This window comes from Bacillus sp. SJZ110 (assembly GCF_006715455.1).
GTDB lineage: Bacteria > Bacillota > Bacilli > Bacillales > Bacillaceae > Bacillus > Bacillus subtilis.
Genome location: NZ_VFNF01000003.1, coordinates 197,227 through 212,084, shown reverse-complemented (window position 1 = coordinate 212,084; position 14,858 = coordinate 197,227). Strand labels below are relative to the sequence as shown.

General features: G+C 45.3%; 14 protein-coding genes. 9 read left to right on the top strand and 5 right to left on the bottom strand.

What is annotated here, in order from left to right; all coding sequences use genetic code 11:
- Window positions 1–66: 66 nt before the first annotated feature.
- On the bottom strand, window positions 67–939 hold the full coding sequence (bsdA, locus tag FB592_RS11190) for a transcriptional regulator BsdA (RefSeq protein WP_003234533.1): 873 nt from the start codon (window positions 937–939) through the stop codon (window positions 67–69).
- A gap of 89 nt (window positions 940–1,028) precedes the next feature.
- Here bsdA and FB592_RS11185 point away from each other — a divergent pair, with 89 nt between their 5' ends.
- The 5 genes from FB592_RS11185 (at window position 1,029) to FB592_RS11165 (ending at window position 4,683) form a co-directional block, all read left to right on the top strand.
- The gene (locus FB592_RS11185) at window positions 1,029–1,643 is read left to right on the top strand and encodes a non-oxidative hydroxyarylic acid decarboxylases subunit B (RefSeq protein ID WP_014478815.1); all 615 of its coding nucleotides are present in this window, start codon (window positions 1,029–1,031) and stop codon (window positions 1,641–1,643) included.
- A 2-nt stretch (window positions 1,644–1,645) separates the two neighbouring features.
- The gene (bsdC, locus tag FB592_RS11180; RefSeq protein WP_141949515.1) at window positions 1,646–3,067 is read left to right on the top strand and encodes a phenolic acid decarboxylase BsdC; all 1,422 of its coding nucleotides are present in this window, start codon (window positions 1,646–1,648) and stop codon (window positions 3,065–3,067) included.
- 16 nt (window positions 3,068–3,083) lie between these two features.
- Window positions 3,084–3,311 (top strand): phenolic acid decarboxylase subunit BsdD, encoded by a 228-nt coding sequence (gene bsdD, locus FB592_RS11175; RefSeq protein WP_141949514.1) that lies wholly within the window; start codon window positions 3,084–3,086, stop codon window positions 3,309–3,311.
- Window positions 3,308–3,772: a pyridoxamine 5'-phosphate oxidase family protein gene (locus FB592_RS11170; RefSeq protein WP_021481766.1), complete on the top strand. Its 465-nt coding sequence runs from the start codon at window positions 3,308–3,310 to the stop codon at window positions 3,770–3,772. The genes bsdD and FB592_RS11170 overlap by 4 nt, the downstream gene beginning before the upstream one ends.
- 65 nt (window positions 3,773–3,837) lie before the next feature.
- The gene (locus tag FB592_RS11165) at window positions 3,838–4,683 is read left to right on the top strand and encodes an alpha/beta fold hydrolase (protein WP_043940050.1); all 846 of its coding nucleotides are present in this window, start codon (window positions 3,838–3,840) and stop codon (window positions 4,681–4,683) included.
- A 40-nt stretch (window positions 4,684–4,723) separates the two neighbouring features.
- Here the strand turns inward: FB592_RS11165 and FB592_RS11160 are convergent, their stop codons facing one another.
- Window positions 4,724–6,202 (bottom strand): peptide MFS transporter, encoded by a 1,479-nt coding sequence (locus FB592_RS11160; RefSeq protein WP_015715239.1) that lies wholly within the window; start codon window positions 6,200–6,202, stop codon window positions 4,724–4,726.
- A 279-nt stretch (window positions 6,203–6,481) separates the two neighbouring features.
- On the opposite strand from FB592_RS11160, the gene FB592_RS11155 reads away from it, so the two are divergent.
- Window positions 6,482–8,236, top strand: coding sequence for a right-handed parallel beta-helix repeat-containing protein (locus FB592_RS11155; RefSeq protein ID WP_021481762.1), 1,755 nt, complete (start codon window positions 6,482–6,484; stop codon window positions 8,234–8,236).
- A gap of 14 nt (window positions 8,237–8,250) precedes the next feature.
- Here the strand turns inward: FB592_RS11155 and FB592_RS11150 are convergent, their stop codons facing one another.
- Complete coding sequence (locus tag FB592_RS11150) at window positions 8,251–8,472, bottom strand: YczF family membrane protein (RefSeq protein WP_014475793.1); 222 nt, start codon at window positions 8,470–8,472, stop codon at window positions 8,251–8,253.
- 125 nt (window positions 8,473–8,597) lie between these two features.
- Between FB592_RS11150 and gerKA the strand changes: the two genes are divergently transcribed.
- From gerKA to gerKB, 3 genes are read left to right on the top strand one after another with little or no spacing between them, the layout of a single operon-like run.
- The gene (gene gerKA / locus FB592_RS11145; protein WP_038828426.1) at window positions 8,598–10,232 is read left to right on the top strand and encodes a spore germination protein GerKA; all 1,635 of its coding nucleotides are present in this window, start codon (window positions 8,598–8,600) and stop codon (window positions 10,230–10,232) included.
- Window positions 10,222–11,445 carry a spore germination protein GerKC gene (gene gerKC, locus FB592_RS11140; protein WP_021481760.1) on the top strand — a complete coding sequence of 408 codons (1,224 nt, stop codon included), beginning with the start codon at window positions 10,222–10,224 and terminating at the stop codon, window positions 11,443–11,445. The genes gerKA and gerKC overlap by 11 nt, the downstream gene beginning before the upstream one ends.
- 24 nt (window positions 11,446–11,469) lie before the next feature.
- On the top strand, window positions 11,470–12,591 hold the full coding sequence (gerKB, locus tag FB592_RS11135; RefSeq protein ID WP_141949513.1) for an endospore germination permease GerKB: 1,122 nt from the start codon (window positions 11,470–11,472) through the stop codon (window positions 12,589–12,591).
- Window positions 12,592–12,695: 104 nt separating this feature from the next.
- On the opposite strand, the gene FB592_RS11130 is transcribed toward gerKB, so the two are convergent.
- Both FB592_RS11130 and FB592_RS11125 read right to left on the bottom strand, forming a co-directional pair.
- On the bottom strand, window positions 12,696–13,376 hold the full coding sequence (locus FB592_RS11130) for an ABC transporter ATP-binding protein (RefSeq protein WP_032726533.1): 681 nt from the start codon (window positions 13,374–13,376) through the stop codon (window positions 12,696–12,698).
- Between the two features lie 15 nt (window positions 13,377–13,391).
- On the bottom strand, window positions 13,392–14,855 hold the full coding sequence (locus tag FB592_RS11125) for an ABC transporter permease (protein WP_141949512.1): 1,464 nt from the start codon (window positions 14,853–14,855) through the stop codon (window positions 13,392–13,394).
- Window positions 14,856–14,858 lie beyond the last annotated feature (3 nt).

Sequence of the window (14,858 nt, the reverse complement as noted above, 5' to 3'; positions counted from 1 at the left end):
ACAAATCTAAAGGATAACTTTTTTTTAGTATGAGTCAAGTAATTGGTTTTCATAAGGCAAATTCTTTTAAAATAAATCCAAAAATTGCTGTGCCGGTTTAGGCAAATAACTGTCCGTTCTCCACATGACAGCCGGTGTCATAATGAAGGGATTATTTTCGATATGGACGGTGTGAACGTGATTTCTCATATGAACGGGAATCATTGTGACGGGCAAAATAGACGCACCGAATCCGGATGACACGAGGCTGAGCAAAGTTGCAGAGTCGTGGCATTCACAAACAATGCGCGGCTCCAGATTCAAACGATGAAATTCATTCATGACCTGATTATAGACGCCTTTTCCGTTGACAGGCCGCAGCAGGATCAGCGGAAATGAAGGAATGTCCTCCATCTTAATGGTGTCTCCGCACGGATATCCGGCTTCATCTGAAAGCACGAGCACACATGGAATGTCATCAAGCTGTTTGAATTGTACCGTGTCACTTTTGATCAGTGTTGTCGTGACCGCCGCATCGATTTGCCGGCTTTCCAGCAGTTCCAACAGTGTCGCGGGTTCATTTTCCCAAATATTAAAGGTGAGATGGGGGTATCTCTCTTTGATCTGTGTTACTTTTTCAAGCATCAGAGCCGCGCAATAAATCGTTGATCCCACGGCAAGTGTGCCGGCTACTTCCTCCTTCAGCTCCTGTACCTCAATGACTGCATCTTCAAACCTATGCAGAATCTCTTTTGCTCTTTTTAGAAAAACAGCTCCTTCATATGTAAGAGTCATTTGTTTTTTCTTGTTCCGGTCAAACAGAACAACACCAAGTTCGTCCTCCAGCTGTTTGAGCTGCCTGCTTAAAGGCGGCTGCGCCATGTGAAGCTTTTTGGCTGCGGACGTGATTTTCTGTTCTTGGGCAATGGTAATGAAGTATCGAAGCTGGCGAATGTCCAAAAGAAAGCGCCTCCTTATCATACCTTTTAGGTATTAAATATAGATTTAATAGATATTTTTCATATGGATATATCAGGAGTATGATTGAAATGAAAGCAGAATTCAAGCGTAAAGGAGGGGGCAAAGTGAAACTCGTTGTCGGAATGACAGGGGCAACAGGGGCCATTTTCGGGGTCAGGCTGCTGCAGTGGCTGAAGGCCGCCGGAGTGGAAACCCATCTCGTTGTGTCTCCTTGGGCAAACGTCACGATCAAACACGAAACAGGCTATACGTTACAAGAAGTAGAACAACTGGCCACATACACTTACTCACATAAGGATCAGGCGGCAGCCATTTCAAGCGGGTCGTTTGATACCGATGGAATGATTGTTGCGCCGTGCAGCATGAAATCTCTCGCAAGCATTCGCACCGGCATGGCGGATAATCTGCTGACACGTGCGGCGGATGTCATGCTCAAGGAGAGAAAAAAACTCGTCCTCTTAACGAGAGAGACGCCTTTGAACCAGATTCATCTCGAAAATATGCTAGCGCTTACGAAAATGGGCACCATCATTCTTCCTCCGATGCCGGCATTTTATAATCAGCCGAGCAGCTTAGAGGAAATGGTTGACCATATTGTATTCAGAACGTTGGACCAATTCGGCATTCGGCTTCCTGAAGCGAAGCGCTGGAATGGGATTGAAAAACAAAAAGGAGGAGCTTGATCATGGCTTATCAAGATTTCAGAGAATTTCTCGCTGCCCTTGAAAAAGAAGGACAGCTGCTTACAGTGAATGAAGAGGTAAAGCCGGAACCGGATTTAGGGGCCGCCGCACGGGCAGCCAGCAATCTTGGCGATAAAAGCCCCGCGCTCTTATTTAACAACATTTACGGCTATCATAACGCACGAATTGCGATGAATGTCATCGGCTCTTGGCCAAACCATGCAATGATGCTGGGCATGCCGAAAGACACACCGGTAAAAGAACAGTTTTTTGAATTCGCAAAGCGTTATGACCAATTTCCGATGCCGGTCAAACGTGAGGAAACAGCGCCATTTCATGAAAATGAAATCACAGAAGATATCAATTTGTTCGATATACTGCCTCTTTTCAGAATAAACCAAGGAGACGGAGGCTACTATCTAGACAAAGCGTGTGTTATTTCCCGTGATCTTGAGGACCCTGACAACTTCAGCAAACAAAATGTCGGCATTTACAGAATGCAAGTCAAAGGAAAAGACCGCCTTGGCATTCAGCCTGTCCCGCAGCACGATATTGCAATCCATCTGCGCCAAGCTGAAGAACGCGGCATCAATCTTCCGGTCACCATTGCGCTCGGCTGTGAGCCGGTCATTACAACGGCGGCATCGACTCCGCTTCTCTATGATCAATCAGAATACGAAATGGCAGGCGCTATTCAAGGCGAACCATATCGCATCGTCAAATCAAAGCTGTCTGATCTTGATGTTCCGTGGGGTGCTGAAGTGGTGCTTGAAGGTGAGATTATTGCCGGAGAGCGCGAATATGAAGGGCCGTTTGGTGAATTCACAGGCCATTATTCCGGCGGACGCAGCATGCCGATTATCAAAATTAAACGCGTCTATCACAGAAACAATCCGATCTTTGAACATTTATACTTAGGCATGCCTTGGACAGAATGCGATTACATGATCGGCATTAACACATGCGTACCGCTTTATCAGCAGTTAAAAGAAGCGTATCCGAACGAAATTGTGGCAGTGAACGCCATGTACACACACGGTTTAATCGCGATTGTTTCCACAAAAACCCGCTATGGCGGATTTGCGAAAGCGGTCGGCATGCGCGCACTCACAACGCCGCACGGACTCGGCTACTGCAAAATGGTCATTGTCGTTGATGAGGATGTCGATCCATTCAACCTTCCGCAGGTCATGTGGGCGCTTTCGACCAAAATGCATCCGAAACACGATGCGGTCATCATTCCGGACTTATCTGTCCTGCCGCTTGATCCGGGATCCAATCCATCAGGAATCACTCACAAAATGATTCTCGACGCCACTACACCGGTTGCGCCGGAAACAAGAGGCCATTATTCACAGCCGCTTGATTCTCCGCTAACAACGAAAGAATGGGAACAAAAACTAATGGACTTAATGAATAAATAAGGAAAGGATGTTCGAAATGCATACATGTCCTCGATGCGACTCAAAAAAGGGAGAAGTCATGAGCAAATCGCCTGTAGAAGGCGCATGGGAAGTTTATCAGTGCCAAACATGCTTTTTTACATGGAGATCCTGTGAACCGGAAAGCATTACAAATGCCGAAAAATACAATCCAGCGTTTAAAATTGATCCAAAGGAAACAGAAACAGCAATTGAAGTTCCGGCGGTGCCGGAACGAAAGGCTTGATCCGCGTGAACTGTATGTCAGACCGTCTCTTTGAGCTGCTTGACGGGAGCTGCCTGAATGAGAAGCAGCATGAGGCCTTCGTTCTGCAAACAGTATCAGAGGATGGCTGGCCGCATGCCGCTATGATCAGTGCAGGTGAAATCATCGCGCTGAGCCGAACTGATATCCGAATCGCTCTGTGGAAAAACACAATGACTTCGGCCAACATCCTTCGCACAGGAAAAGCACAGTTCACGGCGTGGTGGAAGGGAGCGGCCTATTATGTAAAGCTTGAATGCGCGCCTTTACCGCCTTTGAAAGATGCCGAATATGAAAGAGACCGTTTTTCCTGCCGCATCGTTTCAGTGAAGGAGGACGTTGCGAAATACGCTGATTTGACTTCAGGTGTCCGTATACAGCTTCACAGCGCTGAAGAGGTGCTGAGCAGATGGGAAAAGACCCTGGAAGATTTAAAGCGGTAATATCGATAGCCTGACGCCATGCGTCAGGCTTTTTTTATATAATGAAAACAAAGGGGGCGTGAGAAATGGAACGGGCGGGGATCTGTCACTCGGACGGCTTTGATTTAGCTTATCGAATTGAGGGCGAGGGCGCACCCATCCTTGTGATCGGGAGTGCGGTTTACTACCCGCGCCTTTTTTCCTCAGATATCAAACAGAAATATCAATGGGTCTTTGTCGACCATAGGGGATTTGCTAAGCTTAAGCGAGGGCTTCGTGCGGAGGATTCGAGGCTTGATGCCGTCTTGGCTGATATCGAAAGGATGAGAACATTTCTTCAGTTTGAGGATATTATTATCCTGGGGCATTCCGGGCATGCTTTTATGGCTTTGGAATATGCCAGGACATATCCTGAACATGTCCGGAAGGTGGCGCTCTTCAATACTGCGCCTGATAACAGTGAAGAAAGACAGCGAAAAAGTGAATCATTTTTCATGGAAACAGCCAGCCTTGAGAGAAAGAAACGCTTTGAAAAAGATATCGCGAATTTGCCGCAGGACATTGAAAAAGATCCTGAAAGACGCTTCGTGCATATGTGTATTCGCGCTGAAGCGAAAAGCTTTTATCAAGAGCGGCCGCATGCAGCTGCCTTATGGGATGGCGTATTCACGAATATGCCGATCATTGATGAATTATGGGGCAATACATTTGCCCGGATTGATCTTCTTCAGCGGTTAGCTGATGTTCGTATGCCGGTGTATATCGGATTAGGGAGATATGATTATTTGGTTGCACCCGTTTCGCTATGGGATGCTGTTGACGATTTATATCCCCATGTGGATAAGGTTATTTTTGAAAAGAGCGGCCATCAGCCGATGCTGGAAGAACCGGAAGCCTTTGATCAAAGCTTCAGCAAATGGCTGGATCAATAAAAAAACAGCCCGCAGATCAAAATCCGCGGGCTGTTTCTGATTATAAGACCCCTTTCATCGCGCGTTTGATCATCGGCGAGAGCAGCAGGAGAATGCCGCCAAGAACGATAGAAATCAAACCGATGGTGCCGAAGTACATTGTTTCAGGAATTTTATCAAACAATCCGGCTACTTGGGCATTGATCGCTTGGGCTGCCGCGTTCGTCAGAAACCACATACTCATTGTCTGTGCAGAGAAGGCAGCTGGTGCCAGTTTCGTTGTCACGGATAAACCGACTGGAGACAGGCACAGCTCTCCAAGCACGACAAGCAGGAAGCTGAGAACGAGCCAAAGCGGGCTTACGAGTGCTTCTTTTCCTTGCATAGCAGGGAATACCATAATGATAAATGACAATCCGGCTAAAATAATTCCGATTGAGAATTTAACTGGTGTAGACGGCTGGCGTTTGCCAAGCTTCATCCAGAGCCATGCGAATATTGGCGCAAAAATGACGACAAACAATGGATTTAATGATTGGAACCATGATGATTGAAGTTCGAATCCGCCCAATGAAAGTCTTATGCGTTCATCAGCGTATACCGCAAGAATGGTCGCTCCCTGTTCCTGAATGGCCCAGAACATGACAGCACCGATAAACAAAGGAATGTAAGCGGCAAGACGGGATTTTTCTGTGCTGTCCGCTTTTTTGCTTGTAAACATGATGATGAAATAAATGACAGGAATCAAAATACCGAGAATACTTACAAGGTCGATAAAACGATTGATCGTCAGCACGCCTGTTTGTACAGAGATAATCACTGCGATCGCCACGATGATAACACCGATGCCGGTGCCAATCGCAGATTTTTTAGACAGCGGATTCGGCACATTGGAACCTGCAAGCCCGAGGTTTTTCTTTCTTGTCAAAGCAAAAACGATAAGTCCGAGAAGCATTCCGACCGCGGCAGCTCCGAAGCCGAGATGATAGTTGTACTTCTGTCCGAGTGTTCCGACAATTAACGGCGCAAGTAAACCACCGAGGTTAATCCCCATGTAGAAAATACTGAAACCTGAGTCGCGGCGCGGGTCTTCTTTCGTGTAAAGATCCCCAACCACGCTTGAAACGTTTGGTTTTAATAAGCCTGTTCCGACAATAATAAGCACCATGCTGATATAGAATGCGATCGCGCTGCCCGGATAGGCGAGTGCAATGTGGCCGAACATAATGAATATGCCGCCGTAAAACACGGTGTTTGCGGTACCGAATACCCGGTCAGCGAGCCATCCGCCAATAATGGTGGACATGTATACGAGTGATCCGTAAATCGACATAATGGCAACCGCAGTGCCCTTGTCAAAGCCGAGCCCTCCGTTTACCGTCTCTGTATACAAATAGTAAAGTAAGATTGCTCTCATTCCATAGTAAGAGAAACGTTCCCAAAATTCGGTGAAAAATAGTGTAAATAGTCCTCGCGGGTGACCAAAGAACCCTTTTTGCGGGACGCTTTTAATGATACTTTCGTTATCAATCGAAGCCATGTCAGCCAAACCCTTTCTAAAAAAAGTGTATTATAAAAATCATATTCTTATATAATACTTGTGTCAATATAATTTATACTCATTTCAAATAGTTCCATAATGGAAAAATTATAAATACCTAAAAATAGTGATTTTCTCCTAATTTTTATACTCTTTATCGTGAGATTTTCTTACACAACTATTCCTTTATATTTTTTTAATAAAATTTTAGAGAAATGTACAAGCAGATCGGGCCTTTGTGAGTAACATGATAGTAATCATAGAGAAGGAGGCTCGCAATTGGCTGAATTCATATTAAATGCAGCGGATTTCGGTGTTCCTGGAGATGGTAAAACGGATTCGACAGAACGGATTAATCAGTGCCTTAGTACAGCTGTTTCGAAAGGCTATCATACTGTCTGGTTTCCAAAGGGAACATATTTAATAGACGCAACGCTTGGCGGAGATCTTAATCAGAGGTTTCGAAACGCGGGGATCATTGTTCCCGGCAACCTTGAGATTATGATGGACCCCGAATGTATCATGAAAGTGATACCGAATAGTTCGTGGGGTTATTCCGCATTTTATGTAGGCAAGCAAGAGAATATAACCATTTCCGGGGGACAAATTATCGGCGAACGGGATGAGCATACGTATGCCTCGGCAGGTATAAGGTCAACCCATGAATGGGGCTTTGGCATATGTATTGAAGGATGCTCGAATGTTGTCATTGATGATGTGAAAATTTCCGATTTTACCGGCGATGGGATCATAGTCAGCCCAAGGGGATTAAAGACCAATCAAGATTATCGAACGTCAGAGCAAATTATCATCCGCCGCTGTGAGGTTCGGCGGTCGAGGAGAAATAACATTTCCATTACCGGATGTGACATGGTCACGGTGGAGGAATGCTTGATTGAAGATGCCGGAACGGGGAATGGAACAGCGCCGAAATTCGGAATTGACATTGAAGGATATGGCGAAGGTGATGTTGATTATGAGGAACCGATTAATGTATCAATTCGCAATAACCACTTTGTTGGAAACGTTTCAAGTTCTGTGACCAATTTTAACGGGTATGGCATTTTAATAGAAGGAAATCACTCAGACAATACAATCAGCTACGGATATGGGACGCAAACAGTGATCAAGGGAAATATACTGAGGCGCCCTGAAGACGCGGCGGCTGCGCCAAGAGTCGGGATAACCGGACTCGGTGTATCACAAGGAAAAGAGACCAGTGATGCAGTGATCGCTGGCAACCTCATTACCGGATTTTCAACAGGAATTGATGTCAGGGGAAAGAGCGTTCTTGTGACGAACAACAAAATCAGCAACTTTGAAAACACAGGGATATTGGTTTATCAGTCCTCCGACGTAAAGGTAGACGGAAACCAAATTCAAAACGGACTGTCTGAAACAAGGCGCAGCATCGGTCTTCGTGCAGTGCTTTCAGATGACACCGCTTTTCTGAATAACTGTCTCATTCAAGTCGTTGACGGTGTGAGCGTTTCGGGCGGAAACATGATCATTAAAGATAATCTCCTGAGAAAATTCAGCCGAGGCATTTGGATTGCTCAAGGGAACGCGGTGATTGAAGGGAATACACTGAATCCTGGCGCGTTTGAAGCAGTGCCGGAATCATATTCTGTTTCCGTTACAAACAATGCCGGCGCTATCATCAAAAACAATACATTTAAAGAGTTTAAAAATTACCCCATTTACTGCTCCACAAGTGCAAAAACCTCAATTATCGGCAACCACTTAGAGAGATCTCCGCTTTTGGTCACCATCTATATCAGCGCCGGTGTGCATGAGATTTTTGATAATACCATTTCAGTCAACAGAACAGCCGGGAATCCGATTGTGATTTATCTCAATGGCTCTGCAGGCTCTATCATCTCAGGAAACACCATCAATAACCTCTCCGCGGGCACTGCGACAGCTATTCAAACAAACACGTCAACCAATTCCAAAATCATCGGCAACCGCATTTTTAAAGGGACTATCAACAAACACAGCAGTGATGCAATAGACGGCAATATTATCGTCTGAAAAAAGCGCCCCCTCTAGGGGTTCTTTTTTTTCGATTTATAGATCACGTACATTTCTCTCACAAGTACTAACACAAAAAATAAAAGCACGACCCATTCCGCAAATGTTGTCATCTTAAAGCTGGACATATTGTTATAAATGGCTTTTGTTAAACTGAACCCTTGAAGCATGTCCATCAATACAGAAATAGCTAATAAACAAATTAATATAACTCCTGTCACGCCCAATATCTTCATGCTTCATCATCCTCCGCTTTTAGTGTCTATCGTTGGCGGAGAAGTTATACCGCATCTAAACCTAATGCATAATCTCAATTTTAAAAGGAAGAATATGAGAAAACGACAAGGAAAGGTATTTGTGTATGCCTTTATTTTCTAAGCGAAAGAACAATACAAGTTCGAAAGACAAGCGCAATACAGAAGAAAAGAATCAGGAACAGAAGCAAGAAAAAGAAAGGCCGGTTCTCATTTCTCCAAGTTTGGCCAAGAATATAGCGGAAACGAAAAAGGAAGTCGGAAGCAGCTCTGACGTCATCATTCGCGAGATTAAAATCGGGGAGCAGGATCATGTCCACCTAGCTGTTATCTATATTGCTGGGCTGGTCGATAATAACACGATCCATGAGTCGTTAATTGACCCATTGGTACAGGATGAGTCTATCCAGAATACTCATGCGATCCAGCAAATTCTTGAAAAAACGCTCCCGCTGGGCGGGGTGAAAGCGGAAAAGAGCTGGGACAAGCTTTTTTCCGAGTTAATGCTTGGCAATGCGCTCATTTTTGCTGATGGCTATGATGAAGCTTTGATTTGCAGCACTCAAGGGGGAGAGCAGCGCTCCATCCAAGAGCCGAGCACCCAGGTGTCATTCCGCGGCCCGCGCCAAGGGTTTACAGAGTCTCTGCAAACCAATATTTCCATGATCCGGCGATACATTAAAAATCCGAATTTATGGGTTGAAAAAATGAAAAAAGGTTCTGTTACGAATACGGATATCGCCCTCATGTACATTCAAGGAATATGTGATGAAAAGGTGCTGAAGGAAGTGAAGCAGCGCCTGGAAAAAATAGATATTGACAGTATTTTGGAATCTGGATATATTGAGCAGCTGATTGAAGATGAAACCTTTACGACGTTTCCGACTATGTATCATACAGAACGCCCTGATGTTGTAGCGGGAAATCTGTTAGAAGGAAGATTCGCGATTATTGTGGACGGAACACCGTTTGTGCTTATTGCCCCGGCCTTATTTGTCCAATTTTTTCAGTCTGTTGAGGATTATTATTCGCGTTTTGACATTGCGACAAGCATACGGATTCTTCGTGTTCTAGTCTTTTTCATTTCGCTTGTGGCACCAGCTGTATACGTGGCAGCCACGACGTTTCATCAAGAAATGATACCGACTCAGCTGTTAGTGGTCATTGCGGCCCAGCGGGAGATTGTCCCGTTTCCAGCTGTTGTGGAGGCGCTGACGATGGAGGTTGCTTTTGAGATTCTGAGGGAAGCGGGAGTCAGGCTGCCCCGGGTTGTCGGCTCGGCAGTGTCAATCGTAGGCGCGCTCGTAATCGGCCAGGCTGCCGTACAGGCTGGTATCGTCTCTCCGGCAATGGTCATTATCGTGGCACTCACCGCGATTGCGAGTTTCGCAACACCGGCGTTTGCAATGGCGATTTCAGCCCGGCTTATTCGGTTTATTTTTATTATTGCCTCAGCTGTTATGGGTTTTTACGGGCTGATTTTAGGGATCATTATGATGTTTGTCCACTTATGCAGTCTTCGTTCATTCGGCGTTCCATATATGTCGCCGCTTGCACCCTTTTCTTCACAAGGTGTAAAGGACGCGCTTTTCCGGATTCCGTGGTGGGCTGATGAAAAAAGGCCGGAATCGATCAGTAAGGAAGATAAGGTGCGGCAGGGGAAGGATCAACGCCCAGAGCCGGCCGCTTCACGAGGAATGGTGAACAAAGACTTGGAAGAAGGGGATCAGAATGGTACGTAAATGTCTATTAGCCGTTCTTATGCTTTTGAGCGTCATTGTGCTGCCCGGCTGCTGGGATAAGCGTGAACTGACAGATCTTGCGATTATCTCGGCGATTGGCATCGATCGGACAAACGAAGGCAACTACGTGCTGCATCTTCAAATTATCAATCCTGGAAATGTCGCCGGCGGGCTTCAGGGAGGCGGTGCTGGGGACAGGCCGCCTGTATCTGTCTATTCAATTGAAGGCGACAATTTGACGGAAGCACTCAGAAAAGCCTCCATGAAGGTATCGCGGCGGCTTTATTTTGCCCATACCAACCTAGTCGTAATCAGCGAAAAGCTGGCGAAAGAGGAAGGGCTGGATTTTGTATTAGACAATCTTGACCGGGACACGGAATTCAGGACAACGGCGACCTTCGTCGTTGCCCATAAAACAAAAGCAGAAAACATCGTGAAAATCCTAACGCCTATTGATAAAATTCCGTCAAATAAAGTCAATAAAACCCTCGATTTCACGGAGGCGCAATACGGTCGGGTGGTCAAAACCAATATTCAGGACGTTTTGAAAACACTTGCCAGCGACACAAGGGCACCGATTATTCCGGGTTATTTGATGATTGGCGATGATAAAAAAGGAGTCAGCATGGAAAACACGCAGGCAACTGACCCGAAAGCCATTCTTCAGGCAGACGGCTTGGCGGTTTTTGATAAGGCTGGGTATTTAAAGTATTGGATTGAAGATGATGAAAGCGTGGGGGCAGTCTGGCTTATGAATAAGGTCCAGCATACGTTTATTAATGCTGATTGGGGCAAGACGAAAGATGCGGTCAGCTTGCAGGTAACCCATCAAGATACAAAGCTGGTACCTGATATGCGGAACGGACGTCCGCACATCCATGTGAAAGTGACGGTTGAAGGAATTATAGATGCTGTCAAATACCCTTTCCAATTGTCTAATCCGAAGGTGCTGGCCGCTATTGAAAAAGCGCTCAACAAAGAGCTTGAAAAGGAAATCAGCCATACTGTGAAAATGATCAAGAAGAATAAGATAGATTTTGTCGGTTTTGGTGACACGATATATAGAAAGTATCCGGAGCAGTGGGAGAAAATGAAGAACACATGGGACAAAGAATATTTGCCCGAACTGCCCATCGATGTGAAGGCCGAGACGTATATCAGAAGGACGGGATTGCGGAACAATCCGATCAAACACCAGTTTAAAGATGATTAGGTCTGAAGAAAGGGGAAGTGACAGATGGAAAAAGCCAGAATAAGCATAAGGCAGCTGTTTGTCATGATTATCATTTTTGAGCTGGGCAGCTCCTTATTGATTACACCCGGATCAATGGCGGGCAGGGATGCTTGGATCGCAGTTCTGTTGGGGTGTGTGGCCGGTTTGTTTCTTTTCTATTTGTATCAAGGAATTTATCAATGTTACCCCAATTCTTCTCCGAAAGAATATATGGATGATATGCTGGGAACCAAGCTGAGCTGGCTGTTTTCATTTCTCTATATTTTGTACTTTGCCTATATTGCCGCAAGGGTCCTGCGTGACTTTGGAGAAATGCTGCTGACATTTGCTTATCATGATACACCTATCATTATTGTAAATGGTTTATTAGTGATAGTTAGCATATACGCTGTAAGAAAAGGAATCGAAGTGCTCGCCCGCGCGGCTGAGCTACTTTTCGGAGCCATGTATTTACTGGGCGCGATCGGCCTCGTGCTGATTGTTGTCTCAGGTTCTATAGACCCGCATAACTTAAAACCGGTTTTGGCAGACGGCTTTTCTCCTGTCCTTTACTCAGTTTTCACTCAGACCATGTACGTTCCGTTTGGCGAAGTCGTTTTATTTGTGATGATTTTCCCTAACCTGAATGACAGAAAAGATGTGAAAAAAATGGGGATGATTGCCATAGCTATTAGCGGATTGGTTGTGGCGCTCACCGTGGCGATTAATATCAGCGTGCTTGATGTTGATCTTACACTCAGATCCCAGTTCCCGCTTTTAAGCACGATCCAGACAATCAAGGTCGAAGAATTTTTAGACCGGCTCGATGTCTTTTTTATGCTGGCGCTGATCATCGGCGGCTTCTTTAAGGTTAGCCTCTACTTATATGCCACTGTGGTTGGGACATCTACGCTCTTTAAGGAAAAGAACCCCTCTCAATTGGCTTATCCGATGGGATTGGGCATCTTAATCCTTTCTATAACGATCGCGACTAACTTTTCAGAGCACTTGAACGAAGGCTTGAAAGTGGTGCCGCTGTATATTCATTTGCCTTTTCAATTATTGTTTCCGCTCTTTCTGTTTATTGTGGCTGTTTGGAAAAAGAAACGAAGAGAGAAGTCAAAAGGGGCGGAAGCAAAAAAATGATAAAAAGAGCGGGGGGATGCAGCCGCCGCTCTTTTTATGTTCACTTCTATATAAAAGGGGGATATAGGGTGCGCCCCTGTCTGCACTGGCAGAGGCGCGTTTTGTTATACGACTGCGATGTTTTCCTTCACAGTAAAGCTTCCTCTTGAAAGTCTGATATTGATGTCTGACACTTTTGCAATTTGTTCATCGTGCGTCACCATGATGACACATTTATTTTCCTTGTGTGCCAGATCTTGAAAGAGCCGTACGATCTCTTTTGATGTGTCCTCATCAAGGTTTCCGGTCGGTTCATCGGCTACGATAAGATTCGTGTCACAGCAGAAAGCCCTTGTAATTGATACCCGCTGCTGCTGTCCGCCGCTCAGTGTGAGCACTTTTTGCCGGGCTTGTTTTTCGTTGATGCCAACCTTCTGCAGCATGTCAAGCGCATATGATTCTTTGTTTTTTTCTTTAGAACCTGTGATTTCCATAGCGGTTGTGACGTTCTGCAAAGCCGTCATATACGGGAGCAGGTTGTACGCCTGAAAGACGATTGATACATATTGATTTCTGAAATTGGTTAAGCCGATTTTAGAAACCGCTTTTCCGTCGTAAAGGATGTTTCCTTCTTTTGGTGCGTCAAGTCCGCCTGCCAGAGACAGGAAAGTGGTTTTCCCCGTCCCTGATGTTCCGACGATTGTGTAGAATTTTCCTTTTTGAAAGCTGATGTTAATATCCTGAAACAATGGCTGGCTTTTGTCTTTATACCAGTAGCCGACTTGTTGAAATTCTAATAAGCTCATAGGTTCCGCCTCTTTCTATTCCTGTTTTGTCAATATCGTTTTCGGATGAAGCCGCAGTACTGAAATTGACGGCAGCAATGTTGCAATGATTGCGATTAGGATGCCGATCCCGCCAAGTATAAGCATGTCGTTCATAGAAACCGCGACGTTCAGTGAATCGATAACGTCCACGTTGGATGAACTGTGGCCGAACATTTTGCCGCCCATGCCACCGCCGCCGGGCATTTGTCCGCTTGCGGTTTGCGTTGAATCGGTTGATGAACTGATTTGCTGGGATAAAAGCTGATTTCCAAGCTGATTCGCGACGAGATTTCCCGTCACAGATGCAAGGCCGATAGCGATAACGGCCACAATCAGAATCTCAGTCAAGAACTGTCCAATCAATTTCCATCGTTTTTCACCGATGGCCATTAACACGCCCATTTCGTATTTGCGCTCCCTGATTGACATCATGACAATCAGGCCAAGAATGACGGCGCCTGCCACTGATACAAGATACACCACGTTTTTAGAGAAAGAAGCCACATTTTCAATCGGTCCGACCATTTGCTGGTAAAGCTGATCGTTTGTATTCAGTGTGTACGTATCAAAGTCAATTGATGTTTTCTTCGCTGCTTTTACGAAAGCATCCATATTTTTCGCGTCGTCCATATAGTAAACAGCTGAGTCAACCGTATTTTTATAGTCGTCGCCTTTCAGCGCCGCTGTTGCTGTGTAAGGCGTATAAAGCTTGTTATAAGGATTTAAGAAAGAGAAATTTTGGGCTTGGTCATCACCTGAAGATGTTGTTTTATAAATACCGACGATCTTCAGCTTTACTGTTGTATCCTCATCCGTTGCTGATTCAATTGTGATCGAATCGCCAACGCTTAAATCATTTTCTTCCGCTAATGTTTCATTGATGACTGTTACTTTTTTGCCGACATCTGATTTTGTAATCGCGCGTCCGTCAGTGATTTTTGAATCTCCGTCAGAGAAATCATCGACTAACGCTGTGCTGATGACACCTTCAATCGAAAGATCGGCTTGCACCATTTGCGGTCCGCCTTGTCCTCCGCCTTGGCTGTTTTTAGCGGTTGAGCTCGAACTGCTTGAGCTGGAATCACTTGAACTAGAGCTTGAGCTTTCAATCGCATCAAAGTTTCCTGCGTTGGCTGAAGCTGATGTGGTGTAATTGTAGCTCTTCACATGATCAAGCGCTGCAAGCTTATTCGCATCAGACACTTTGATCGGTGCTGATTCGAAGCTGCGTTTTTCACCGCTGTCCTGCTGTTTTTCCATTTGCTTTTGGCGGTCAACCTGAAGTGTCACGCTTCCGCCGAGTTCCTGTCTGGCCAGTTCGCTTGACTTTTGTGCTGCCGACTGGATGGTGAGGCCTGATAGAACAAAGACACATATGACTGTAAACACAAATAATTGCAATAACGTTTTTCCCTTTTTAGCCTTCATATTCCAAAAGGCTCGTTTGATAAAGTTCATTTA

Bases quoted from the DNA above. Each gene is read 5' to 3' on its own strand.
- bsdC (WP_141949515.1), top strand. From the start codon at position 1,646: ATGGCTTATCAAGATTTCAGAGAATTTCTCGCTGCCCTTGAAAAAGAA.
- FB592_RS11165 (WP_043940050.1), top strand. From the start codon at position 3,838: ATGGAACGGGCGGGGATCTGTCACTCGGACGGCTTTGATTTAGCTTAT.
- gerKB (WP_141949513.1), top strand. From the start codon at position 11,470: ATGGAAAAAGCCAGAATAAGCATAAGGCAGCTGTTTGTCATGATTATC.
- FB592_RS11130 (WP_032726533.1), bottom strand. From the start codon at position 13,376: ATGAGCTTATTAGAATTTCAACAAGTCGGCTACTGGTATAAAGACAAA.
- FB592_RS11160 (WP_015715239.1), bottom strand. From the start codon at position 6,202: ATGGCTTCGATTGATAACGAAAGTATCATTAAAAGCGTCCCGCAAAAA.
- FB592_RS11185 (WP_014478815.1), top strand. From the start codon at position 1,029: ATGAAAGCAGAATTCAAGCGTAAAGGAGGGGGCAAAGTGAAACTCGTT.
- FB592_RS11150 (WP_014475793.1), bottom strand. From the start codon at position 8,472: ATGAAGATATTGGGCGTGACAGGAGTTATATTAATTTGTTTATTAGCT.
- bsdD (WP_141949514.1), top strand. From the start codon at position 3,084: ATGCATACATGTCCTCGATGCGACTCAAAAAAGGGAGAAGTCATGAGC.
- FB592_RS11125 (WP_141949512.1), bottom strand. From the start codon at position 14,855: ATGAACTTTATCAAACGAGCCTTTTGGAATATGAAGGCTAAAAAGGGA.
- gerKA (WP_038828426.1), top strand. From the start codon at position 8,598: ATGCCTTTATTTTCTAAGCGAAAGAACAATACAAGTTCGAAAGACAAG.
- gerKC (WP_021481760.1), top strand. From the start codon at position 10,222: ATGGTACGTAAATGTCTATTAGCCGTTCTTATGCTTTTGAGCGTCATT.